The sequence below is a fragment of the Microbacterium sp. MMO-10 genome (assembly GCF_037148715.1).
Lineage (GTDB): Bacteria > Actinomycetota > Actinomycetes > Actinomycetales > Microbacteriaceae > Microbacterium.
The window spans coordinates 21067-44447 of record NZ_JBBCSV010000005.1; the positions used below are offsets into that span (position 1 = coordinate 21067).

The 23381-nt window shown below is 70.5% G+C and carries 25 protein-coding genes and 1 tRNA gene; 17 read left to right on the top strand and 9 right to left on the bottom strand.

Going from position 1 to position 23381, the window contains the following annotated elements:
- The first annotated feature begins 2 nt into the window (after positions 1-2).
- The 12 genes from WFJ17_RS16120 (at position 3) to der (ending at position 11579) form a co-directional block, all read left to right on the top strand.
- Complete coding sequence (locus WFJ17_RS16120; RefSeq protein ID WP_251442212.1) at positions 3-725, top strand: FadR/GntR family transcriptional regulator; 723 nt, start codon at positions 3-5, stop codon at positions 723-725.
- A complete protein-coding gene (locus tag WFJ17_RS16125; protein ID WP_251442205.1) occupies positions 722-2089 on the top strand; it encodes a glutamine synthetase family protein in 1368 nt (455 codons plus the stop codon). The genes WFJ17_RS16120 and WFJ17_RS16125 overlap by 4 nt, the downstream gene beginning before the upstream one ends.
- Positions 2090-2123: 34 nt before the next feature.
- Positions 2124-3527: an aldehyde dehydrogenase family protein gene (locus WFJ17_RS16130; protein WP_336648949.1), complete on the top strand. Its 1404-nt coding sequence runs from the start codon at positions 2124-2126 to the stop codon at positions 3525-3527.
- A 98-nt stretch (positions 3528-3625) separates the two neighbouring features.
- Entirely contained in the window at positions 3626-4405 is a 780-nt protein-coding gene (locus WFJ17_RS16135) for a 3-oxoacyl-ACP reductase (protein ID WP_292886291.1), read from the top strand.
- A complete protein-coding gene (locus WFJ17_RS16140; RefSeq protein WP_336648950.1) occupies positions 4398-5129 on the top strand; it encodes a gamma-glutamyl-gamma-aminobutyrate hydrolase family protein in 732 nt (243 codons plus the stop codon). Before WFJ17_RS16135 ends, WFJ17_RS16140 begins: the two co-directional genes overlap by 8 nt.
- A gap of 31 nt (positions 5130-5160) precedes the next feature.
- Positions 5161-6024: a ParA family protein gene (locus WFJ17_RS16145; protein WP_251442197.1), complete on the top strand. Its 864-nt coding sequence runs from the start codon at positions 5161-5163 to the stop codon at positions 6022-6024.
- The gene (locus WFJ17_RS16150; RefSeq protein WP_442927997.1) at positions 6008-6877 is read left to right on the top strand and encodes a segregation and condensation protein A; all 870 of its coding nucleotides are present in this window, start codon (positions 6008-6010) and stop codon (positions 6875-6877) included. The genes WFJ17_RS16145 and WFJ17_RS16150 overlap by 17 nt, the downstream gene beginning before the upstream one ends.
- Positions 6867-7493, top strand: a complete 627-nt coding sequence (gene scpB, locus WFJ17_RS16155) for an SMC-Scp complex subunit ScpB (RefSeq protein ID WP_251442195.1) — start codon at positions 6867-6869, stop codon at positions 7491-7493. Before WFJ17_RS16150 ends, scpB begins: the two co-directional genes overlap by 11 nt.
- Positions 7490-8278 (top strand): pseudouridine synthase, encoded by a 789-nt coding sequence (locus tag WFJ17_RS16160; protein WP_251442193.1) that lies wholly within the window; start codon positions 7490-7492, stop codon positions 8276-8278. The genes scpB and WFJ17_RS16160 overlap by 4 nt, the downstream gene beginning before the upstream one ends.
- On the top strand, positions 8275-9372 hold the full coding sequence (locus WFJ17_RS16165) for a prephenate dehydrogenase (RefSeq protein WP_251442191.1): 1098 nt from the start codon (positions 8275-8277) through the stop codon (positions 9370-9372). The genes WFJ17_RS16160 and WFJ17_RS16165 overlap by 4 nt, the downstream gene beginning before the upstream one ends.
- Entirely contained in the window at positions 9365-10063 is a 699-nt protein-coding gene (gene cmk, locus WFJ17_RS16170; RefSeq protein WP_251442189.1) for a (d)CMP kinase, read from the top strand. Before WFJ17_RS16165 ends, cmk begins: the two co-directional genes overlap by 8 nt.
- Positions 10056-11579: a ribosome biogenesis GTPase Der gene (gene der / locus WFJ17_RS16175; RefSeq protein ID WP_251442186.1), complete on the top strand. Its 1524-nt coding sequence runs from the start codon at positions 10056-10058 to the stop codon at positions 11577-11579. Before cmk ends, der begins: the two co-directional genes overlap by 8 nt.
- A 207-nt stretch (positions 11580-11786) precedes the next feature.
- Here the strand turns inward: der and WFJ17_RS16180 are convergent, their stop codons facing one another.
- Positions 11787-12206, bottom strand: a complete 420-nt coding sequence (locus tag WFJ17_RS16180) for a GNAT family N-acetyltransferase (protein ID WP_251442183.1) — start codon at positions 12204-12206, stop codon at positions 11787-11789.
- Positions 12207-12284: 78 nt separating this feature from the next.
- Between WFJ17_RS16180 and WFJ17_RS16185 the strand changes: the two genes are divergently transcribed.
- The gene (locus WFJ17_RS16185) at positions 12285-13241 is read left to right on the top strand and encodes an NUDIX hydrolase (RefSeq protein ID WP_336648951.1); all 957 of its coding nucleotides are present in this window, start codon (positions 12285-12287) and stop codon (positions 13239-13241) included.
- A 288-nt stretch (positions 13242-13529) separates the two neighbouring features.
- Here the strand turns inward: WFJ17_RS16185 and WFJ17_RS16190 are convergent, their stop codons facing one another.
- The 4 genes from WFJ17_RS16190 to WFJ17_RS16205 form a co-directional block, all read right to left on the bottom strand.
- Positions 13530-14942 (bottom strand): HNH endonuclease signature motif containing protein, encoded by a 1413-nt coding sequence (locus WFJ17_RS16190; RefSeq protein WP_336648952.1) that lies wholly within the window; start codon positions 14940-14942, stop codon positions 13530-13532.
- A 62-nt stretch (positions 14943-15004) separates the two neighbouring features.
- The gene (locus WFJ17_RS16195; RefSeq protein WP_336629842.1) at positions 15005-15385 is read right to left on the bottom strand and encodes an RNA-binding S4 domain-containing protein; all 381 of its coding nucleotides are present in this window, start codon (positions 15383-15385) and stop codon (positions 15005-15007) included.
- Complete coding sequence (locus tag WFJ17_RS16200) at positions 15382-16098, bottom strand: lysoplasmalogenase (protein WP_336648953.1); 717 nt, start codon at positions 16096-16098, stop codon at positions 15382-15384. The genes WFJ17_RS16195 and WFJ17_RS16200 overlap by 4 nt, the downstream gene beginning before the upstream one ends.
- A 59-nt stretch (positions 16099-16157) precedes the next feature.
- Positions 16158-16742 carry a GNAT family N-acetyltransferase gene (locus WFJ17_RS16205; RefSeq protein WP_336648954.1) on the bottom strand — a complete coding sequence of 195 codons (585 nt, stop codon included), beginning with the start codon at positions 16740-16742 and terminating at the stop codon, positions 16158-16160.
- A gap of 120 nt (positions 16743-16862) precedes the next feature.
- Here WFJ17_RS16205 and WFJ17_RS16210 point away from each other — a divergent pair.
- Positions 16863-16936 (top strand) — tRNA-Pro (locus WFJ17_RS16210).
- Positions 16937-17160: 224 nt separating this feature from the next.
- Here the strand turns inward: WFJ17_RS16210 and WFJ17_RS16215 are convergent.
- Both WFJ17_RS16215 and WFJ17_RS16220 read right to left on the bottom strand, forming a co-directional pair.
- Positions 17161-17649 (bottom strand): SRPBCC domain-containing protein, encoded by a 489-nt coding sequence (locus tag WFJ17_RS16215; RefSeq protein ID WP_336648955.1) that lies wholly within the window; start codon positions 17647-17649, stop codon positions 17161-17163.
- Between the two features lie 20 nt (positions 17650-17669).
- Positions 17670-18134, bottom strand: a complete 465-nt coding sequence (locus tag WFJ17_RS16220) for a VOC family protein (protein ID WP_336648956.1) — start codon at positions 18132-18134, stop codon at positions 17670-17672.
- A 108-nt stretch (positions 18135-18242) separates the two neighbouring features.
- Here WFJ17_RS16220 and WFJ17_RS16225 point away from each other — a divergent pair, with 108 nt between their 5' ends.
- From WFJ17_RS16225 to WFJ17_RS16235, 3 genes are all read left to right on the top strand, one after another.
- Complete coding sequence (locus tag WFJ17_RS16225; protein ID WP_336648957.1) at positions 18243-18968, top strand: hypothetical protein; 726 nt, start codon at positions 18243-18245, stop codon at positions 18966-18968.
- A gap of 46 nt (positions 18969-19014) precedes the next feature.
- On the top strand, positions 19015-19767 hold the full coding sequence (locus WFJ17_RS16230) for a hypothetical protein (RefSeq protein ID WP_251442151.1): 753 nt from the start codon (positions 19015-19017) through the stop codon (positions 19765-19767).
- Positions 19768-19899: 132 nt separating this feature from the next.
- Positions 19900-21159 carry an MFS transporter gene (locus WFJ17_RS16235; RefSeq protein WP_336648958.1) on the top strand — a complete coding sequence of 420 codons (1260 nt, stop codon included), beginning with the start codon at positions 19900-19902 and terminating at the stop codon, positions 21157-21159.
- A 45-nt stretch (positions 21160-21204) separates the two neighbouring features.
- On the opposite strand, the gene WFJ17_RS16240 is transcribed toward WFJ17_RS16235, so the two are convergent.
- Positions 21205-22503 (bottom strand): ABC transporter permease, encoded by a 1299-nt coding sequence (locus tag WFJ17_RS16240; protein WP_336648959.1) that lies wholly within the window; start codon positions 22501-22503, stop codon positions 21205-21207.
- On the bottom strand, positions 22500-23192 hold the full coding sequence (locus tag WFJ17_RS16245; RefSeq protein ID WP_336648960.1) for an ABC transporter ATP-binding protein: 693 nt from the start codon (positions 23190-23192) through the stop codon (positions 22500-22502). The genes WFJ17_RS16240 and WFJ17_RS16245 overlap by 4 nt, the downstream gene beginning before the upstream one ends.
- Positions 23193-23381: the final 189 nt, after the last annotated feature.

The window sequence follows — 23381 nt, forward strand, 5'->3', positions numbered from 1 at the left end:
GCATGACGGACGCGATGGACTCTCCTCTGGTGGACGCCGCACTGCACCCGGTCCGGGGGCACATGGCCTTCGAGAGCTGCGTGGAGCAGCTGGGCTCGGCCATCAGGCTCGGGATCTTCCGGGTGGGGACGAAGCTGCCGGGCGAGCGCGAGCTCGCCGAGAAGCTCAACGTCTCCCGCGCCACCCTGAGGGAGGCCATCAGCGCCCTCCGCGCCGCCGGGCTCGTCACCACGACCCGGGGGCGCGGAGGGGGCACCGTCGTCCAGCCGGCCACCGAGCAGTGGCCCGTGGACCAGGCACCGCCCCGCCGTGCCGAGATCGACGACGTCATCGTGTTCCGCTCCGTCATCGAACCCGGCGCCGCCTACCGTGCGGCGTCGACGCCGCTCGACGACGCGCAGCGCGCGCTGCTCTCCGACAGCCTCGCCGACCTCGCGGCGGCCGAGACGCCGGCGGACTACCGCCAGGCCGACGCCCGCCTCCACCTCGCGATCGCGACCGTGTGCGGATCCGACGAGCTCTCGCGCTCCTGCAGCGAGGTGCAGGTGCGGATCCACCAGCTCCTCGCCGAGATCCCGTTCCTCAAGACCAACATCGACCATTCCGAGACCGAGCACCGCGCGATCGTCGCCGCGATCCTGGACGGCGACGCCGCCCGGGCCCGCGACATCATGACCGCGCACTGCGACGCCACCGCGGCGCTCTTGAAAGGACTTCTGAAATGACTCGCAACGACCGCATGCTCACCGTGGAGCAGCTGCGCGGACTGATCACGGACGGCTCCGTCGACACCGTGGTGCTCGCGTTCACCGACATGCAGGGCCGGCTGCAGGGCAAGCTCCTGCACGCGCACTTCTTCCTGGACTCGGTGCTCGGCCACGGCACCGAGGGGTGCAACTACCTGCTCGCGGTCGACGTCGACATGAACACCGTCGACGGCTACGCGCACGCCTCCTGGGCGGACGGCTACGGCGACATGGAGTTCGAGCTCGATCTCGCGACCATCCGCCTCCTGCCGCACCGGCCGGGCACGGTCATGATCCAATGCGACCTGGCCGGCACGAACGGCGCCCCGGTGCGGGTCTCGCCGCGGGAGATCCTGCGCGCGCAGACCGAGCGCGCGGCCTCGCACGGATGGAAGGCCCTGGCCGGCACCGAGCTGGAGTTCGTGATCTTCAACACGCCCTACGACCGCGCCTGGGACAGCGGCTACCGTGATCTGGAGCCGGCGAACCGCTACAACGTCGACTACTCGATCCTGGGGTCCACCCTCGTCGAGCCGCTGCTGCGGGAGATCCGCAACACGATGTACGCCTCCGGCCTGAACGTCGAGTCGGCCAAGGGGGAGTGCAACTTCGGCCAGCACGAGATCGCGTTCCTCTACGACGAGGTCATCACCACGGCCGACAACCACGCGTACTACAAGACGGCCTCGAAGGACATCGCGCGTCAGCACGGGCAGTCGATCACCTTCATGGCCAAGCCCAACCAGCGCGAGGGCAACTCCTGCCACGTGCACATGTCGCTGCGCGGCAAGGACGACGACGCGCTGGTGTTCTGGGACGCCGACCGCGGCGAGCGCTCGGCGCTCTACGACCACTTCATCGCCGGCGTGCTGGCGACGATGCGGGACTTCACGCTCTTCTACGCGCCCAACATCAACTCGTACAAGCGCTTCGTCAAAGGCTCCTTCGCACCGACCGCGATCGCGTGGGGCATCGACAACCGCACGAGCTCGGTGCGCCTGGTCGGACGCGGCGCGGGCGCGCGCATGGAGAACCGCCTCCCCGGCGGCGACATGAACCCGTACCTCGGTCTCGCCGCGATGCTCGCCGGCGGCCTGTACGGCATCGAGCACGAGCTGTCGCTGGAGCCGGAGACGAAGGGCAACGCCTACGAGTCCGGTGCGCCGACCGTCCCCTCCACGATGCACGAGGCGCGCGAGGCGCTCGCCCAGTCGGCGATCGCGAACGAGGTCTTCGGCGAGGACGTCGTGCGCCACTACGTGAACTACGCGGACGTCGAGATCGCGGCGTTCGACGCGGCCGTCACCGACTGGGAGCTGCGGCGCGGCTTCGAGCGGCTGTGAACGGATTCATCGGAGAGATCGAGAGGCTGTGGGCATGAGGATCCCTTCTTCCCGGTACGGCGCGGGCGGCGCCTTCACCGTTCTCAACCCGGCGACGGGCCGGACGGTCGCCGACGTGGGGCTTGCCGATCTCGGCGAGACCGATGCGGCGATCGAGCGCGCGCACCGCGCCTACCCGGCCTGGAGCGCGATCACCCCGGGGGAGCGGGCGCGGCTGCTGCGCTCCTTCGCGAGCGTCGTGGACGCCCACATCGAGGAGCTCGCTGCGCTCGAGGTCGCGAACGCCGGGCACACGATCGGCAATGCGCGCTGGGAGGCCGGCAACGTCCGCGACGTGCTCAACTACTACAGTGCGAGCCCGGAGCGGCATTTCGGGAAGCAGATCCCGGTACCGGGCGGCATCGACATCACCTTCCACGAGCCGCTCGGCGTCGTCGGGATCATCGTGCCGTGGAACTTCCCGATGCCGATCGCGGGATGGGGCTTCGCCCCCGCGCTCGCCGCGGGCAACACCGTGGTCCTGAAGCCTGCCGAGCTCACCCCGCTCACCGCGATGCGCCTCGGCGAGCTCGCCCTCGAGGCCGGGCTGCCGGAGGGCGTCTTCACGGTCATCACGGGCAAGGGCAGCGTGGTCGGGGATCGCTTCGTGACGCACCCGCTCGTGCGCAAGGTGTGCTTCACCGGGTCCACCGAGGTGGGCAAGGGGATCATGCGGGGCTGCGCCGACCAGGTCAAGCGCCTCACCCTCGAACTCGGCGGCAAGAACGCGAACATCGTGTTCGACGATGCCGACCTCGAGGCGGCGGCTGCGGCCGCCCCGGGCGGAGGACTCGACAACGCCGGGCAGGACTGCTGCGCCCGCTCCCGCATCCTCGTGCAGGAAAACGTCTACGAGCGGTTCCTCGAACTGCTGCAGCCTGCGGTCGAGGCTTTCCGCGTGAAGGACCCCGCCGCGGAAGATGCGGAGATGGGACCGATGGTCTCGGCGCGACAGCGCGATGCCGTCGCGGCGCACCTGGACGACGCCGACGTCGCGTTCCGCGGGCAGAACGCCGTGGGCGCCGACTGGGACGGCGGATTCTGGCTCGCGCCGGCCGTGGTGCTGCCGCGCGGCGCGGACGATCCGGTGTGGTCCCAGGAGCTCTTCGGCCCGGTGCTCGCCGTGATGCCGTTCCGCGACGAGGCCGACGCGATCGCGAAGGCGAACGACACGGAGTACGGGCTGAGCGGATCCATCTTCAGCCGCGACATCGGTCGGGCTCTCCGCGTGGCCCGCGGGGTCGAGAGCGGCAACCTGTCGATCAACTCGCACTCGTCGGTGCGGTACTGGACCCCCTTCGGCGGGTTCAAGCAGTCCGGGCTCGGGCGCGAGCTCGGACCGGACGCACCGGACTCCTTCTCCGAGGTGAAGAACGTCTTCATCTCGACGACGTATTGACACCTTCTCGCCGAGGTGAGGCAGGCTGCAGAACAGCACCTCTTCATCTCGACGACGTACTGACACTTCCTCCCCACACAGCGAAAGGCACCACAGGAATGGGAAAGCTCGAAGGCAAGGTCGGCGTCATCACCGGCGGCTGCAGCGGCATCGGACTGGCGACGGCGAAGAAGTTCGTGGCGGAGGGCGCGAAGGTCGTCATCGGCGACCTCGACGAGGCGAATGGCCCCCGCATCGCGGAGGAGCTCGGCGGCACGTTCGTGACCGTGAACGTGACCGACCAGGCGCAGGTGGAGAACCTCTTCAAGGTCGCGCACGACACCTACGGCCGCATCGACATCGCCTTCAACAACGCGGGGATCTCGCCCGCCTCGGACGACTCGATCCTGAAGACCGGCATCGAGGCATGGAACCTGGTGCAGGACGTCAACCTCACCAGCGTCTACTACTGCTGCAAGGCGGTCCTCCCGTACATGCTCGAGCAGGGCAGCGGATCCATCATCAACACGGCCTCGTTCGTCGCGATCATGGGTGCGGCGACCTCGCAGATCTCGTACACGGCCTCCAAGGGCGGCGTTCTCGCGATGACCCGCGAGCTCGGCGTGCAGTTCGCGCGCAAGGGCATCCGCGTCAACGCGCTCTGCCCCGGTCCGGTGAACACGCCGCTGCTGCAGGAGCTGTTCGCGAAGGACCCGGAGCGTGCCGCGCGCCGGCTCGTGCACGTGCCGATGGGGCGCTTCGCGGAGCCCGAGGAGATCGCGAACGCGGTCGCCTTCCTCGGCAGCGACGAGTCGAGCTTCATCACGGCGATGGACTTCCTCGTCGACGGCGGCCTCTCGAACGCGTACGTGACCCCGCTGGATTCCGACTTTGACTGACCCGCGCCCGGTCATCGGGATCACGACCTACCGCCAGGCCGCCGACTGGGGCACGTGGCGGCAGGTCGAGGCCGACCTGCTCCCGGCCGACTACGCGCGATCGATCGAACGCGCGGGCGGCGTCCCGGTGCTGCTGCCGCCGATCGAGGCGCCCGGTGCGGCCGCGGCCGTGCTCGGCCGCCTGGACGGCATCCTCATCGCGGGCGGCGCCGACGTCAACCCCGGCCGGTACGGGCAGGATCCCGACCCGAACACGGTGCGCTGGTACGACGACCGGGACGCCTGGGAGCTCGCGCTGTTGCAGGAGGCGGAGCGGATCCGGCTCCCGCTGCTCGGCATCTGCCGGGGCATGCAGCTCATGGCCGTCGCCGCAGGCGGGGCGCTGGTGCAGCATCTGCCGGATGTGGTCGGCCACGACCGGCATGCGGGCGGGCCGACGTCCTACGGCTCGGCAGACGTGCGCGTCGACGCCGACGGACGGGTCGCCGATCTCGTCGCGCCGGAGCTCACCGTTCCCGTGCACCATCACCAGGCGGTCGCCGAGCATCCGGGCTACCGGGCCGTCGCGCACGACGCAGACGGCGTGCTGCAGGCGATGGAGGCGGAGGGGGACCGCTTCGCGGTCGGGGTGCAGTGGCACCCCGAGACCGACGACGATCCTGCGCTGTTCGACGGATTGGTCGCCGCGGCGCGGGAGCGCATGCGGGACCGGGGGCACGGCTAGACTCTTCCGAGCACGACCGAGCAGGAGAGACGTGGCGAAGAAGACGAAGGACGACACCCCGATCGGGCCGACCGGCCGTCCCTACCAGGGATTCCCCATCCCCGCCCCGCTGAAGGCGCATGGCCCTGCGCGCATCATCGCGCTCTGCAACCAGAAGGGCGGCGTCGGCAAGACGACCACCTCGATCAACCTCGCCGCCTCGCTCGCCGAGTACGGGCGCAAGGTGCTCGCCGTCGACTTCGACCCGCAGGGAGCACTGTCGGCCGGTCTCGGCATCCCCACCCACGACATCCCCACGGTCTACGACCTGCTGCTGGACACCAAGCGCGATGCGCACGAGGCGATCGTGCACACGGGCGTCGAGGGCCTCGACCTCATTCCGGCGAACATCGACCTCTCCGCCGCCGAGGTGCACCTCGTGAACGAGGTCGCCCGGGAGACGATCCTGTCCCGGGTGCTGCGCCAGGTCGCGGGGGAGTACGACGTCATCCTCATCGACTGCCAGCCGTCGCTCGGCCTGCTCACCGTCAACGCGCTCACCGCGGCGCACGGCGTGCTGATCCCGCTCGAGTGCGAGTTCTTCGCGCTGCGCGGCGTGGCGCTGCTCATCGAGACCATCGACAAGGTGCGCGACCGGCTCAACCCGTCGATCACGCTCGACGGCCTGCTCGCGACGATGTACGACGCACGCACCCTGCACTCCCGCGAGGTGCTGGAGCGCGTCGTCGAGGCCTTCGGCGACGACGTGCTGGAGACCGTGATCGGCCGCACCGTCAAGTTCCCCGACGCCTCGGTGTCGGGCGTGCCCATCACCGAGTTCGCGCCGGAGCATCCCGCCGCGCAGGCGTACCTGCGACTGGCCCGGGAGCTGGTCGCCCGTGGCGCCGTCGCATAGCGAGGACCCCTCGGCCGGAGACTCCTCCGACGCCTCGGCGCCGGAGGAGGATGCTCCTCAGGAGGTCGTCGACGTCGGCTTCCGCGTGTCCCTGTCGAACTTCGACGGACCGTTCGACCTGCTGCTGAACCTCATCTCGAAGCACGAGATGGACATCACCGAGGTGTCGCTGAGCAAGGTCACCGACGAGTTCATCGCCTACCTGCGCGAGCTCGGCCCGGACGAGGACCTCGACGAGACCAGCGAGTTCCTCGTGGTCGCCGCGACGCTGCTCGACATGAAGGTGGCCGGCCTGTTGCCGCAGGGCGAGCTCGTGGACGCCGAATCCGTCGCGCTGCTGGAGGCCAGGGACCTGCTCTTCGCGAGGCTCCTGCAGTACCGCGCGTTCAAGGAGGTCTCCGCCTGGTTCTCGCGCAGCCTGCAGTACGAGGACCGGCGGCACGCGAGGGCGGTGCGCCTGGACGAGAAGCACCGCGCGCGCACCCCCGAACTGGTGTGGACCCTCAGCGCCTCCGATTTCGCGACGCTCGCCCTCATGGCGTTCGCGCCCAAGGAGATCCCCACGGTCGGCCTGGACCACCTGCACGCGCCGCTCGTGAGCATCCGCGAACAGGCGGCGATCGTGGTCACCCTGCTGCGCAGCGCCGAGTCCGTGACCTTCCGGGAGATCGTGGCGGGCGCAGCCGAGCCCGGGATCGTGGTGGCGCGGTTCCTGTCCGTGCTCGAGCTGTACCGGCACGCGGCGCTGAGCTTCGAGCAACTGGAGCCGCTCGGCGAGCTGACCCTGCGGTGGTCGGCCGAGCACTGGACCGACGAGATGCTGGCGACGTTGGGAGCCGACTATGACCGATGACACCGTGACAGATGCTGACGTGACCGACGCCGCCGGGACGGGAGCCGCCGCGACCGCGGAGCTGCCGATCACCGAGAAGCTCGAGGCGATCCTGCTCATCATCGACGAGCCGCACAGCCTCGTCTCGCTCGCCGCGGCCGTCGGCGCGCCCGTGCCGGCGGTGCGGCAGGCGATCGAGTCCCTCGTCGACGAGTACGACGGCCGGGGGCAGGGTCCGCGGCGCGGCTTCGAACTGCGCGAGGTCGGTGGCGGGTGGCGGCTCTACGTGCGCGAGGACTACGACGACCTGGTGGCCGAGTTCATCGGCGGACAGGCTCCGGCGCGACTGTCGCAGGCCGCGCTCGAGACCCTCTCCGTGATCGCCTACAAGCAGCCGGTGACCCGCAGCCAGGTCGCGTCGATCCGTGCGGTGAACGTCGACTCCGTGGTGCGCACCCTGCTCGGGCGCGGCCTCATCACCGAGCTCTTCCAGGACTCCGAGACCGGAGCGATCAACTACGGCACGACCGATCTGCTGCTGCAGAACCTCGGGATCAACTCGCTCGACGAGCTGCCCCCGATCTCCCCGCTGCTCGACGACGGTGCAGACGGCTTCGACGAGAGGACCGCCCGATGACCCCCGCCCCCGTGGACCCGTTCGCCGCACCGGAGGGCGTGCGCCTGCAGAAGGTGCTCGCGAACGCGGGCGTCGCGTCGCGGCGCGTGATCGAGCAGTACATCGTCGAGGGACGGATCCGCGTGAACGGATCCGTCGTCACCGAGCTCGGGCGGCGGATCGATCCGGAGAACGACCTCGTCGACGTGGACGGCACCGCGGTGCAGCTGGACACCGGCAAGCGCTACGTCATGCTGAACAAGCCCACCGGGGTGGTCTCCTCGATGAAGGACGAGAAGGGGCGCCCGGATCTGCGCCGCTTCACGAAGGAGTACGAGGAGCGCCTCTACAACGTCGGCCGTCTGGACGCCGAGACCAGCGGGCTGCTGATCCTCACGAACGACGGAGACCTCGCCCACGTGCTCGCGCATCCGTCGTTCGGGGTGACCAAGGTCTACATCGCCAAGGTCGAGGGCGTGGTGACCGCGCAGACGATCGCGAAGCTCACGCGCGGTGTCGAGCTCGAGGACGGTCCGATCGCGGCCGACAAGGCCCGCCTGCTGGATGCGTCGTCGGGCTCCGCGAGCAGGACCGGATCCAGTCTCGTCGAGCTCACCCTGCACTCCGGGCGCAACCGGATCGTGCGCCGGATGCTCGCCGCCGTCGGACATCCGGTCACCGAGCTCGTGCGCCGCCAGTTCGGCCCGCTGCACCTGGGAACCCTCCCGGCAGGGAAGTCCCGCGAACTGACTAAAATCGAACTCGGCGCGCTTCTGACCCTGTCGCGCCAGGAGAAGATCGATTGAGCACCCAGAGCAGACTGTCCGGCACCGTCCGGATCGTCGGAGCGGGACTTCTCGGCGCCAGCATCGGTCACGCCCTGACCGCGAAGGGCGTCGACGTCGCCCTCGCCGATACCTCGCCGGCGCAGCTGCGCCTCGCGATCGACTACGGCGCGGGCCGTGCCGCGCAGCCGGAGGACGCCCCGGCGCTCGTCGTGGTCGCCGTGCCGCCGGACGTGACGGCCGACGTCATCGAGGCGGAGCTCTCCCGATTCCCCGAGGCCGTCGTCACCGACGTCGCGAGCGTCAAGCTCGAGCCGCTGCGCGCCCTGCGCGAACGGGGCGTCGACCTCACGCGTTACATCGGATCCCACCCGCTCGCCGGCCGTGAGCGCGGGGGAGCGATCTCGGCGCGCGCCGACATCTTCATCGGCCGCCCCTGGGTGGTCTGCCGCGACGAGGAGACCCGGGCGGCCGACCTCGCGCTCGTCGAGGGGCTGGCCCTCGACCTCGAGGCGATGCCGCTCGAGATGACGCCCGAAGAGCACGACCGCGCCGTCGCGCTCACCTCGCACGTGCCCCAGGTCGTGGCGAGCCTGCTCGCCGCCCGGCTCGCCGACGCCGAGGACGGCTCGCTGCGCCTCGCCGGCCAGGGCGTGCGCGACACGACCCGCATCGCCGCCTCCGCGCCCGAGCTGTGGGTGCAGATCCTCGGCGCGAACGCCGCCCCGGTGGTGTCGGTGCTCGACGCGCTCGCCGCCGACCTCGCCGAGGTCGCCGATGCGCTGCGCGACCCGGATCGCACCGGATCCCGGCGCACGGTCGCCGAAGCGATCCGGCACGGCAACGAGGGCGTGGAGCGCCTGCCCGGCAAGCACGGCCAGAACCGCCGCTTCGAGTCCTTCGTCGTGATGATCGACGACACCGCGGGTCAGCTCGGCCGCCTCTTCGGCGAGCTCGGAGAGCTCGAGGTGAACGTCGAGGACCTGCGTCTGGAGCACTCGCCGGGCGCGCAGTTCGGCCTGGCCGAGATCAGCGTGACCCCCGCCGCGCTCCGCGGCGCGGTCGAAGGACTCGAGGCCAGGGGATGGCGGATTGCGAGCATGCCCGATGACTGAGAGCCCGTTCGTCGTCGCGATCGACGGCCCCGCCGGTTCCGGCAAGTCCAGCGTGTCCAAGGCCGTCGCCCGGCGCCTCGGCTACGGCTTCCTGGACACCGGGGCCGCATACCGCGCCCTGGCCTGGCATGTGCTGGACCGCGGCGACGACACCGCCGACGAGGCCGCCGTGCTCGCGGCCGCCGCCGACTTCCCGTTCTCGCAGGGGCTCGACCCCGACGACCGCGTCGTGCACGTGGGCGCGACGGACGTGACCGAGGCCATCCGCGAGCCGCGCGTCTCGAGCGCCGTGAGCGGTGTGGCCCGGGTTCCGGCCGTGCGCGTGCAGGTGAACGACGCGTTCCGCCGGATCGCGCGGGAGGCGGCGTATCCGGCCGTCGTGATCGAGGGGCGCGACATCACCACCGTGGTGGCCCCGGACGCCCCGGTGCGGATCCTGCTCACCGCGGCGCCCGAGGTGCGTGCCGCGCGGCGGGCCGCGGAGCTCGACACGGAGGACGCCGGCGCCGTCGCGGATGCCCTGCACCGCCGGGACGCCAAAGACAGTGCGGTGGTGGACTTCCTCACCGCCGCAGAGGGAGTGGAGGTCGTGGATTCGACCGACCTCGACTTCGAGGAGACCATCGACGCCGTGATCGCGGTGATCGAGCGACGTGCGCCCGGAGCGCAGCGAGGAGCCGACCATGGCTGACGAAGAAGAATACGAGGGCGGCGAAGACCGTCTCGCGGAGAAGCTGGACGCGATGGACGAGGAGCTCGTCGAGTCGCGCGCCGCGACACTGCGCGCCGGTCTCGACGACTACGACCTGGACGACGAGGACGCCGAGCTGCTCGCCGGCCTCGTCGCCGGCGAGGACGGGATCGAATTCCTGCCCGCGCTGCCCGTGGTGGCGATCGTCGGTCGCCCGAACGTCGGCAAGTCCGCGCTCGTGAACCGGATCCTGGGCCGCCGTGAGGCGGTCGTCGAGGACACCCCCGGCGTCACCCGCGACCGCGTCACCTACAAGGCCGAGTGGATGGACCGGCGCTTCACGCTGGTCGACACCGGCGGCTGGGAGCCCGACGCCAAGGGCATCGACCGCTCGGTCGCCGCGCAGGCCGAGGTCGCTATCGACCTCAGCGACGTGGTGCTGTTCGTCGTCGACGCGATGGTCGGGGCGACCTCGACCGACGAGCACGTCGTGAAGCTGCTGCGCAAGAGCGGCAAGCCCGTCTTCCTCGTTGCGAACAAGATCGACGACGCCCGGCAGGAGCCCGAGGCTGCGGCGCTGTGGAACCTCGGTCTCGGCGAGCCGTATCCGGTCTCCGCGATCCATGGCCGCGGTGTCGCCGACCTCCTGGACGCGATCATGGAGAAGCTCCCGGAGATCTCGGCGGTCGCCAAGGCGGAGATCGGCGGACCGCGCCGGGTGGCCATCCTCGGCCGTCCGAACGTCGGCAAGTCGTCGCTGCTGAACAAGGCCGCGGGGGAGGAGCGCGTGGTCGTCAACGACCTCGCCGGCACCACCCGTGACCCGGTGGACGAGATCGTCGAGCTCGGTGGCAAGATGTGGCGCTTCGTCGACACCGCCGGCATCCGCCGCCGCGTGCATCTTCAGCAGGGGGCGGACTTCTACGCCTCGCTGCGCACCTCGGCCGCGCTGGAGAAGGCGGAGGTCGCTGTCGTCGTCCTCGACGTCAGCCAGCCGATCAGCGTGCAGGACCTCAACATCATCGACCTGGTGCTCGAGTCGGGCCGCGCGCTCGTGCTCGCGTTCAACAAGTGGGATCGCCTCTTCGACGACGACATGGAGAACCAGGACCGCCGCCGGTATCTGGAGCGCGAGATCGAGCAGGACCTCGCGCATGTCGCGTGGGCGCCGCGCGTGAACATCTCGGCCAAGACCGGACGGCACCTGGACAAGCTCGTCCCCGCGCTGGAGACGGCGCTGGAGAACTGGGACCGCCGCATCCCGACCGGCAAGTTCAACGCGTTCCTCACCGAGCTCGTCGCCGCCCACCCGCACCCGCTGCGGGGCGGCAAGCAGCCCAGGATCCTGTTCGGCACGCAGGCGTCGACGCGTCCGCCGACCTTCGTGCTGTTCACCACCGGGTTCCTGGATCCGGGCTACCGCCGGTTCATCCAGCGGCGCCTGCGCGAGCTGTACGACTTCGAGGGCACCCCGATCGTGATCAACATGCGGGTGCGCGAGCGCCGGCAGCGCTGAGGACACGGCGCCGACCTCCGGGTCGGCGCCGTTCCTGTATCTTCAGGCCGTTCCGGTGTGCTCAGGCTGTTCCCGTGTGCTCGGGCTGTTCCGGTGTGCTCGGGCTGTTCCTGTGTGCTCAGGCTGTTCCGGCGTGCTCAGGCTGTTCCTGTGTCCTCAGACCGGGCGGGGCGGGTGCACCATCGCGGGTGTCGTCATGCGGTCCGGTCAGACGGAGCGGGGCGGGCGCACCATCGCGGTGCGGTCGGGCTCGCTGAACCCGAACTGGCGATAGAGGCCATGCGCGTCGCTCGTGAACAGCGTCCAGCGCATGTCGGGGCCGGGGCCGTCGTCGATCATGAGCCGCATCAGGCGCTTGCCGAGACCGTGGCCGCGGTGCTCGGCGCTCACGTAGACGTCGGCGAGGTAGGCGAAGCCCACGCCGTCCGAGACGGCCCGGGCGAATCCCACCTGCTCTCCCGTGTCGGAGCGATAGACGCCGACGACGCGCCACGCGTTCGCGATCTGCGTCTCCACGTCGGTGCGGGAGCGCCAGCGGCCCCAGTACGCCTCGGTCGACAGCCAGTGCCACACCGTGTCGAGCTGGATCCGGGCGGGGTCGTCGTCGAGTTCGTAGGCGTCGTTCATGTCGCCATTCTCGCAACACCGGGTGCAACCCGCCGACGTACAGGGCCGTGCCGCGGCGGCGTGTGAAAGGCTGGACGGGTGACGATCGTTCCTCCTGCCCCCGGTGAGCCGCGGCGCCCGTTCGGACCGCTCGACTCCGGCGACGCCTGGGTCGTGGCACCGACCGGGGAGCGGTACTGGGGGCGGTACGGCGCTGCAGGACTGCTCGCCTATGACCCCGCCCGGGGCGTCCTGCTGCAGCATCGGGTCGCGTGGTCGCACCACGGCGGCACGTGGGCGCTCCCGGGTGGCGCGCTGCACGCCGGCGAGAGCGCCCGTGAGGGAGCGATCCGCGAGGCGCAGGAGGAGGCGGGCGTCCCGCAGGGCGCGGTGCGCGCGCGGTTCGAGAGCGTGCTGGATCTGGGCATCTGGAGCTACACCACGGTCGTCGCCGATGTCGTCGTGCCCTTCGAGCCGGTGATCAGCGACCCCGAGAGCCTCGCGCTGGAGTGGGTGCCCGTCGACGAGGTCGATGCCCGTCCGCTGCATCCCGGATTCGCGGAGGCCTGGCCCGAGCTGCGGGGATTGCTGGAGGTGCGACCCGCGGTGATCGTCGACGCCGCGAACGTTGTCGGATCCGTTCCGGACGGCTGGTGGAAGGATCGTGCCGGCGCGACGGCACGCCTGCGTGACCGGCTGGACGCCTGGGCGCGGCGAGGTGTGGAGGCCGAGCAGGTCGCCCTGGATTCGACGCGCTGGCATCCGCGCGTCGTGCTCGTCGCGGAAGGGGCGGCGCGCGACGTCGCGGATCCCGAGGACAGCGCCGACGTTTCATGCGCCGTGGAGATCGTGCGAGCGCCGGGATCCGGAGACGACGCGATCGTCGACGTCGCCCGCGCGCGCGTGGCGGTGGGGGATCGCGTCTTCGTCGTCACGAGTGATCGCGGACTGTCCTTGCGGATCGAGGCGCTGGCCGGGGCAGGGGGTCCGGCTGAGGTGAGGCCGGTGCGCTGGCTGCTCGATCAGCTGGGCGACGGCGCCCCGAGCGCGGACTGAGCGAGGTCCGAGCACGGGCTGAGCGAGCCGGACGCCGAGATTCGTCTCGTTTGCGCGGCTCTCGGAGTGCTCGCCAGTGGTACCCGGGCTTGCCGTCAGCGATGCTCAGACTCGCGTCATCCGCTCTCGGGTTGCCGTCCGTGATGCTCGGGCTGACGTCAGCGACCCCCGGGGTTCCCGTCAGCGATGCTCGGGCTGGAGTCAGCGATGCTCGGTCTGACGTCAGCGACCCCCGGAGTTCCCGTCAGCGGCTCTCGAGCTTCCCGTCAGCCGCTCTCGGGCTTCCCGTCAGACGAACATGACCCGTCGTGGCGGATGGTCGTCGTAACTGCGACCGAGGGGACTCGTCCATCGCAGGGTGCCGTCGGCGAGCTGATGCGCCGTCCAGCGCACGATGTCGTCGAGATCGGGATGCTTGAGCGGATGGTGCCCCGGGCAGAAGTCGGCCAGGTTCGAGAGCTCGGTCGGTCCGCCCTTGGCATGGTCGAGGTTGTGGTCGATCTCGCACCGAGCGGCCGGCGTGTGGCACCCGGGAAAACGGCAGCGCTGATCCCTCGCGCGGAGGAACCGCTTCATCGCGTCCGTCGGGGTGTAGCGATCTGTGCGGGTGACCATGCCGGTGGGGTCCAGGAAGAGCCGGTTCCATCCGGTGGCCGTGCGTGCGAGCTCCCGGGCGACGTCGGGGTCCAGAGGGCCGCGCCCGTCGAGCTCGGCGAGCCGGTCGTCCTCTCCGGCCAGCGTCGTGGCTGCCACCGTGACCTGCACGGTGGCCCGGATGCTGTCCAGCCCCGTGCCGTGCACCTCCGAGAGACCGGCGGCGAGCAGGAGATCGACGAGGGCGTCCGCCTCGATCTGGGCGCGGGTACGGCCGTCGGCGGTGACCGCGTGCTCGGTCTCGTCGTCGTCCTCCGGGCGACTGATTCCGGGGTCGATGGCGTAGGTGTCGTCTGTGACGATGAGGTCGTGCGCATCCAGCCGCGGGTCATCGGGGAAGAGGTCAGCGGTCTCGGATCCGTCCGTATCCGAGTCCCGGGCGGATGAACGGGAGGTCTGCGCGATCGCCTTCGCGAGGCTGCGCAGGCGGTCCTTGATGGCGACCGCGTACACCTCGGGCAGGACGGCCGTGAGCAGCGCCATGCCCTCGTCCAGGATCCGCACAGTCACGCATCGCTCATCGACCGCGCGACGGTGCCGCTCCTTCACGGATTCGCCCGCGATGACCGCCGCGATCTGACGAGCGGCGACTCGGGTGCGCGTGGGGGAGTCCTGCTCCGCCACCGCGATGCTCGCCTGCTCGTAGGCGGCGAAGGACTCGGCGGGGATGCGCCCGTTGCGGACGGCATCCCGGATCGGATCGGCCGCCGAGATGATGGCCCGCACGTGCTGCACGGAGACCGTTCCCTCGCGAAGCGCCTGGTGGAGGCCGGCGAAGTGCATCGAGAGTGCGTCGGCGTCGGCGAATGCGTTCTCCACGGCTCCGGACCCGATGTGGCCCGCGGCCGAGTACTCGGCGATCATCGAGCGGCGGGCCATGTCTCGATGCACCGGGTGCGCCAGCACATCCTGGTCGAACAACGCGGCCCGCGTGGCCAGCAGGTCGGCGGCCCCAGCTTCGAGCCGGGCGATCTGCGCGCGCTTGGCCACCCACGCGTCCAGCACCACCTCGCGGTCTGCGAGTGGGGGACGGGTGAGGCTGTTCATGTCCCAATTTTAGAACAAAGCTACGACATTCATGGGGGCCTGTGGATAAGTCGCAGCGGGAATCATGGGGTGTCGCGACCCCGGAGGCGATCGATGTCGCGGCGCTCACGCTTGGTCGGACGGCCCGCGCCGCGGTCGCGCAGACCGGCTGCGGCCACGGGCTCGCGGGGTGGCGTGCGGTCTTCGGCGGCGACGGCGGCCAGCGGGGCGCCGACCCGCTTGACGAGGGTCTGGCGGACGATGAGGATCCGGTCGAAGCCGCTGATGCGGATCCGCAGTTCGTCGCCGATCTTCACGGTCTGCGCCGCCTTCACCCGCTCGCCGTTGAGGCGTACGTGCCCGGCGCGGCAGGCGGTGGTCGCGGCGGAGCGGGTCTTGAACGCGCGCACCGCCCAGAGCCAGCTGTCGATGCGCACGGGGCCGCTCGCCCAGGGCTCGTTCATGGGCGGGCTCCCTGGGTGCGGTCGAACGGCGTGGGCTCGACGGCGGTGGTCTCGGCACGGCGACGCAGTGCGAGCAGTGCTCCGGCCACGATGAGGCCCTGTCCGATCGTGTAGGTGGCCATCACCGCGGGGCTCGTCCAGTCGGGCATCGCATCGGACAGGAACAGGCGGAAGGCGAGGATCGAGTCGCTGGTGAGGAAGAACACGCCGCCCCAGGCGACCATCGGGCGGCAGCGGGCGGAGGTCGCCGCGGTGCCCGCGAGGACGAAGCCGTAGGCGCCGACGGCGACGAGCAGGGATCCGGTGTGCGGTCCGAGGATCATGATCATGAAGAGCCACCAGAGCACGAAGACGACGGTCCACATCGGCAGCCGACGCACGCGCAAGTGGCGCAGGAACAGCAGGATGTACGCGACGTGCGCGAGGCCGAAGAACCCCAGCATGAGGGGCAGCTCCGGGACGAACGGGAAGAACAGACCGGCCTCGTCGCCGAGCCAGGAGGAGACCAGCGCCACGATCAGCAGGACCGCGGCCGCGCGCGGCGCGAGCGTCTTCCACGCCAGCAGGACGGGCAGAGCCAGCAGCGGCATGAGCAACGCCTTGGTCGGCGTCGTGATCGGGCTGTGCGTCGCGTTCGCCAGCACGTGGATCACGGAGACGACGATGTAGGGAGCGAACGGCCACAGGGCGCGAAGTCGGGTGCGGCTCTGCATCCCTCCATCGTAGGAGTGCGGTGACGCGCGAGCGGTCGGCTCCGGATCCGTCGGTCTCACTAGGCGGCGAGACTCAGGCTCACCAGCGGCCGCCCCGAGCGCAGCTCGCCGACGACCGAGAACCCCGCGGTGAGGAAGGTCGACAGCGCCCCGTGGAAGAGCTCGTTCGACGACACCTTCACGGCGGCGGTGTCGACCGGATATCCCTCGACGACACGTGCTCCGGACTCACGGGCGTATTCGACCGCCGCCGCGAGAAGCGCCGCGTTGAGCCCCTGGCCGCGCTGATCGCGGCGCACCGAGAAGCAGGACACCGCCCACACATCGCCGTCGTCGAGCGGTTCCTGCGTCGCGGCGACGATGGCTCGCGTGTATCCGAGCCGGGCCTGCGCCGGCCGAGGACCGATGCGGATCCACCCCGCGGCCTCGCCGTCGACGTACGCCACGATGCCCGGCGGGGGTCCCGCGGCGATCTCATCCCGCAGGATCTCGACCCGCTGATCCTTCGTGGTGGCGTTCCAGTCCTTGTTGCGCAGCACGGGCCACACGCACTGGCAGGACGCACCGTCGCCGCCTCCGGTGAGCGTGCGCTGCACGTCATCCCACTCCGTGGGCGTCGCTGCCTTCGTCGTGATCGTGGTCATGCCCCGACCCTACGCGCGGCTGCGGACATCCGCGCCGCGCCCGGACCGCGCCCGGTTTCGCGGAGGCCTCGGGAGTCGGCTACGATAAGGGAGTTGCCCGCGCTCCGGCGCGGTCGTCCACGGGCTGTGGCGCAGCTTGGTAGCGCACTTGACTGGGGGTCAAGGGGTCGCAGGTTCAAATCCTGTCAGCCCGACAGAAAAGCCCTGACGGGATCTAATTCTCGTCAGGGCTTCTTTCGTTTCCGAGACCTCCGCCGGAGGGACGGATCCAACGGGCGGTCACAGGGCCGATGGGAGCTTCGCCCCGTCGCCGGCCTCTGCGAGTCTCGTGGTTCGGGCGGCCTCGTAGCGGCGCGGAGATATCAAGCCACCCGCTAGCAGCACCGGCACAGCCGACCCTCGTGCGACCCGCCCGTCGTCACACTTCGTGATCGAGTGCCGAGCAGGCCGCAACCAGCCCGTTCAGGCGAAGGCGGGTTCCGCCGACGAGGTGCTTCACGTCGTCGGATCCGTCGGGCGTGCTGAGGTTCGCGAAGCTGTACTGCTCCGTCCACCCGAGGCGGGTGCCGCCTTCCGAGGCAGCGAGATCGACGGTGACCAGCGATACCCAGCGGAGCGAGCCGGCGACGAACGCGGTGTACGTGGAGATGATCCGCTCGTTCGGAACGATGTCGAGGAACGTCGTGCGGTTCTCCAGGTGCTCGCGTATGTCGCCCGAGACGAACGTGTTGGTCAGTCGCTCCTCGCCTCCCGCTCGGAAGTCGAGTTCGTGCGTGACGGTGCTCGACGGTCCGGGCATCCGCACCCAGGTGCGTCGCAGGGGGAGTTCGGCGAACAGGCGCCACACCTGTTCGGGCGGCGCGGTGAGTTCGAGCGGGATCGTGAATGATCCAGTGAGAGTGAACACGCCGCCAGGCTCCGCGTCGTTCACCGGTCGCGGACGTCGTCGGTCGTGAAGCCTTCCCGCGCTGCCCGCTCCTCGAGCGTCTCCAGCTCCTGGAAGAACGTCACCTGCCAGCCGGCGGGGCCCTGCACGCGGGCGTTGAGGCTCTGGAAGGGCGTCTTCACGGGCGGGGCGATCACCTCTGCGCCGCCGTCGCGTGCGGCCGCGACGGCCTGCTCGGTGTCGTCGACCTCCAGGGCGATCCGCAGCGCTCCCGGTGTGTGCGGCGCGCCCTCGACCTCGTCGATGTTCTTCGCGTGCGTGGGCGTCGCCAGCTCGATCGTCGCGATGCCGGCGTGCAGGATCGCCACGCGATCGTCGCCCTCGGTGGCGAAGGCGAGCTGTTCCGGCATCCCGAGCACGTCGCGATAGAACCGGATCGCGCTGTCGAAGTCGTCGGTCTCGATGATCAGCCGCAGTTGCTGGGGGGAGGGAGTGTGCGAAGTCATGCCCTCATCCTGCCCGCCCGGTGCGACGCCGGGTAGGTTCGTCGCCCGGGGGAGCGAGGGCGTGCCGAGGGGTTGTCCTGACCCGAGATGAGGGCCAGGCTCGGGAGCATGTGGATCTCCGGACGGCTGCCGGCCGACGCGCCCGATCCGCGGGTCGGGCTCGCAGAGCGTGTGCGTGACCTTCCGTTCGCCGTCTACGGTCTCGTGCCGCAGTCGACACTCGAGGATCTCGACAGCCTGGGGCTCACGGTGGTCGGCGGCGCCGCTCCGACACAGGTGACCGTCGCCGTCACCTACACGCTGTGGCGCAATCCGGACGACCACGACGACCCGGTGAACCTCGCCGAGCTCGACGAGAACACCCGGGCGGCACTCGATCAGAAGCCGCCGTGGCGCCGTCCCCGATGGCTCGTCGAGGCGGCCGAGCGGATGCGGTATCCGATGATCTCGGAGGCGGTGCGAACGACCTGGACTCAGGATCCGGGGGAGTACGAGACCCTCCCGCAGCAGCTGGTGCAGCAAGTGAACCACATCCTGATGAACCACTTCCGCAGCGAACTGGGCATCCCGGACGGACCGCCGAGCGGGCCCCCGAGCTTCGACGAGCCCTGGCGTGCACGGCTGTCCGGAGTGAACCCGCGGTCGCATCTGGAGATCGATGGAGTGGAGGTCGACGCCGTCGAGATCGACACGGATCCGTTCGTCTTCGGCATCGGCGCACAGCTCTCGCCCGAGATCGTGGTCACGGTCGTGATCCCGCGCGCGGATCTGCCCCTCGTACGGCTCGGGCTCGCGACCCGCCCGGACCGCGGAGCGTCGTCCGCCCGGCCATGAGCCTGCCCGCTCTTCCGCACTCCTCGCGGCGGTGGGACCATGGATCATGGCGACGGATGCCGGCGACGGTGCCACCGACGCGGCACTCGCGCGTCGGCTGCAGATCCTCGCGACCGAGCACTGGGGGCTGCTGGCCGCGCGCAGCACGGCGCAGAGCGAGGTGCTCACCCGTATCACCCTCCACCTGACGCTCGTCTCGGCCGGACTGGTCACGATCGGGCTCCTCGGCCAGGCTTCGCACTTCGCGTCCTGGTTCCCGCCCGCGGCCCTCGGCATCCTCGGGTTCCTCGCCGCGGTCGGACTGCTCACGCTGATGCGCGTGCTGGTGGTCTCCGAAGAGGACTTCATGTACGTCACCGCGATGAATCGCATCCGCGCCGGCTATGCGGAGGTGGATCCGGTGGCCGCCGGCTACTTCCTCGCGTCGACGCACGACGACGAGCTCGGGATGCGCGTGACCTACTCGTTCTTCCGGCATCGCAGCGGAGTCGAGCAGATCCTGGGATCCTCGACGCTGCTCAGCGTCCTCGTGAACGCGACGGTGACCGGGATGTTCGTCGGGGGCGTATGCACCGCCCTCGGCGCACCGGTGGGCGCCGCGGTCGTGGCAGGCGTGCTGATCGGACTCTGTGTCGTGGTGCTGGCCGTCTGGTACGCGGGGTTCCGCTACGTCTCGGCCTGGCGACGGTACGTTCCGCTCAGCCCGAGCGAGGCGCCTCCGGCGCATTGGGGGCCCTGGGATCCGCGCCGCCGGCCCGGCGGATACCCGCGAGACGCCTCATCCTCAGCCCGGGGCTGAGCCTGGTCTGTCCGGCACCACGGGCAAGATGGGCCTGGAAGCCCTGCAAGACGCGCGCGCCCGCGGCACGCCGTCGCTGCCGCACGACAGCCGGAGCGCGGCCGCGGCGCCGGGACTCGATAGGGTGGCGCGGTGACGAGCACTGAGGAACCGGAGGACACCGTGCGGATCGCGGACCCGGCACGGCCGCCGTGGCGCGAGCCCGGCATGCCCGCGTTGCTGGCGATGACGACGTTCGCGTTCGCCGGATTCGCGGTGATGCTGCCGGTCGCGCCGATGCACATGGTCGCGCTCGGCGGGGACGAGTTCCTCGCCGGGCTCGTCAACGCGGTGCTCATGCTCGCCACGATCCTCACTCAGCTCGTCGTGGAGCGGATGCGCACCTGGATGGGCTGGCGGGTCAGCCTCGCTCTCGCCTGCGTGCTGCTCGGCCTGCCCGCGATCGGCGAGATCTTCGCGACGACACCGGGGCAGATCCTGGCCCTCGCCGCCGTGCGCGGGATCGGCTTCGGCATCGTCACCGTGAGCGGATCCTCTGCGGTCGGCGCGCTGTTCCCGCCCGAGCGGCGCGGTCGGGCGATCGGCGCCTACGGACTCGCGGTCGCCGGCGCGCAGCTCGTGCTCACCCCGATCTCGCCTTGGATCGCCGATCAGTCGGGCCTCCCGGTCGCCTTGGCCGTCGCGGCGCTGCCCCTCGCCGGGATCCCGTTCGCGCTCGCCGCGGGCAGCGCGATCGCGAAGCATGCCCGTGCCACGGCCGCCCTCTTGGGCGGCGCCGGACCGGTGCGCGATCCGCTGGAGACCCCGCGCGAGGAGCGCCGCGCGCTCGTGAGGCTCTGGCCGCCGATCCTCGCGCTCACCGTCGTCACCTGCGCGGGCGGCGCCATCACCACCTTCACCCCGCAGTTCGTGCCCGATGCGGTGCTCACGGTCGTCGCTCTGTTCCTCTACACCGCCGCGGCAGCGTTCGCGCGCTGGGCGGTCGGTGGCCCCGCCGACCGCCTCGGCGCGCGAAGGTTCGTCCTCCCGGGGCTTGCGATCGCGGCTCTCGGGCTGGCGGCGATCGCGGCGAGCATCGCGGGGATCGCCGGGCCGGCGGCTCCCGCGCTGCTCATCGTCGGCGCGATCCTCGTCGGCACCGCATTCGGCACCATGCAGAACGTGACCCTGGTGCGGGCGTTCGAGGTCGCGGGCGAGCACGCGAAGGGCGTCGCCAGCACCGCCTGGAACGTCGCGTTCGATGCCGGCACCGGGATCGGCGCGCTCGCGATCGGCGCCCTGGCTGCCGGGACGTCGTTCGCGCTGTCGTTCGCGGCGCTGTCGGCGCTGTGCCTGCTCGCCGGCCTTCTGCTCCTGCTCATCGGCCAGAGGGAGCGTTCCGCGGCGGCGTGACCCGACGCCGGCCGCCGTCGGCGCCGGGTCACGAAGACGGTGGTGCTACTCGTACCGGAGGGCTTCGATCGGATCCTGTCGCGAGGCTCGGCGGGCCGGCAGCGTCCCGGCGAGGAAGCTGATCGCCATCACCACGAGCACGATGCTCGTCACCGACACCGCGGAGAACTGCAGTAGATGCAGGCCGGGAAGGTCGGAGAGGAGCGTCGCGGAGAGCCGGTCGCTGATCAGGGTGCCGAGCCCGATCGCGGCCAGCGCGCCGATGGCGCTCCCGAGGAAGCCGATGAACACCGCCTCCAGGCTGAACAGGGCGAACACCCGGCCGTTGCCCATGCCCATCGCCTTCATCAGGCCGATCTCACGGGTGCGCTCCTGGACGCTCATGAGCAGGGTGTTGACGATTCCGAATCCGGCGGCGATCAGGGCGATCACCGCGAACGCGTCGAGCACGCCGACGATCCCGTTGACGACCGTGAGCACGCTCCCGAGCTGATCGGCGACGGTCATCCCCGTGAAGCCGGCCTTCGTCAGATCCGCCTTGACGGCGCGGATCTGCTGCGGTGTGGCGTTCGCGGCGAAGGTCGCCGTCGCGCTTCCGTATCCCGTCACCACCGTCGCGGGGCGGCCGGTGGCCTGAGCGGTCTGCAGCGCGGAGCGCAGCGCGTCGTTGAGCGCGGCGCCCGAGGAGAAGAGCGTCGCGTTCTGGATGCCGACGACGGTGGCGGTGACCTCGTGCATGGCACCGAGGTAGTCCTTGATGCCGATCGTGACCGTCTTGCCGATCGCGCTCTTCGCGGATCCGAGGCCCAGGTTTCCGAGATAGGTCGTGGGGAGCACGATCTGGTTCTCGTCCGACGTGCTGTCGAGCTGCGCTCCTGCGGCGAGGTCGGCCTTGACGCCGCGCACCGCGTTCACGGTGAGCACCCACTGCCCATGGTCGGCGTAGCCGATCCAGGACGGCGTGACCGCCGTGTTGCCGCTCGCGCCGGTGATGCCGTCGATGCCCTTGATGGTCGTGATGTCCTCGGCCGTCAGCGCGCTCTCGCTTCCACCGCCGCGAGCGAGTGGGCCGCCGCCGACGGCGGTGGCGGCGTTCGGGTCGTACTTCTGCGGCCCGGATCCCGTCGATGAGGGCGCGCTCGCCGCCTTCGTGACGGTGAGCGTGTCGGTCGCGCCGATCGACGAGACCTGGGTGCCGATGTAGGAGGACACACCCGTGCCGATGGCCGAGGTGAGGGTGAGGGTGAACGCTCCGATGAAGATCGCGATGACGGTGAGCGTCGTGCGCAGCTTGCTGCGGAAGGTGTTCGCGACGGCCGAGGCGATGAGGTCCGCGGTCTTCATGCCGCCACCTCCGAGACATCCGAGATCAGTCCGTCCCGCATCGTGATGCTGCGTCCGCAGCGGGAAGCCAGGTCGGCGTCGTGCGTGACGACGACGAGCGTGATGCCCTGCGTGCGGTTGAGATCGAAGAGCATGCCCTCCACCTCCGCGCCGGTGGCGGAGTCGAGATTGCCGGTCGGCTCGTCCGCGAAGATGATCTTCGGATCGTTCACGAGCGCCCGCGCGATCACGACCCGCTGCTTCTGCCCGCCGGACAGGTCGTTGGCACGATTGCGCGCCTTGTCGGCGAGACCCAGCCGGTCGAGCGCCTCCAGCGCGCGCCGCCGTCGCTCCGCCCGAGGGATCCCCGCGATGACGAGCGGCAGCGAGACGTTGTCCAACACGCTCGCGTGCGCGTTGAGGAAGAACTGCTGGAACACGAATCCGAACTGCTCGTTGCGTAGCCGGTTGAGCTCGCGTCCGCGCACCTGCTCCGCGTCGGCACCGTCGACGAACACACTCCCGGAGTTCGGACGGTCGAGCAGCGCGAGCAGATGCATGAGGGTCGACTTCCCGGATCCGCTCTTGCCGACGATGGCGAGGCTCTCACCCGCCATCACGTTTACCGACACGCCCCGAAGGGCCTCGAAGCGATCGGAACCGCTCCCATACGCCCGACGCAGATCGCGGGCCTCCAGCACCGATGGCATTCCTCGTCCTCTCCTCGCCGTCGCCCGCACGGACGCGGCTTTCGCGGCGCTGTGCGCGCCGTGCTCTCCAGTCTCGGGACCGTCTCGCTCCGCCGCGTCCTCCGGACGCGGTCGAAGAAGTACCGCAGCCGCGGTACGCGGGCGCACCGGGCGGAGGATGCCCCGGCGCGCTCCATGCGCGATGCTTGT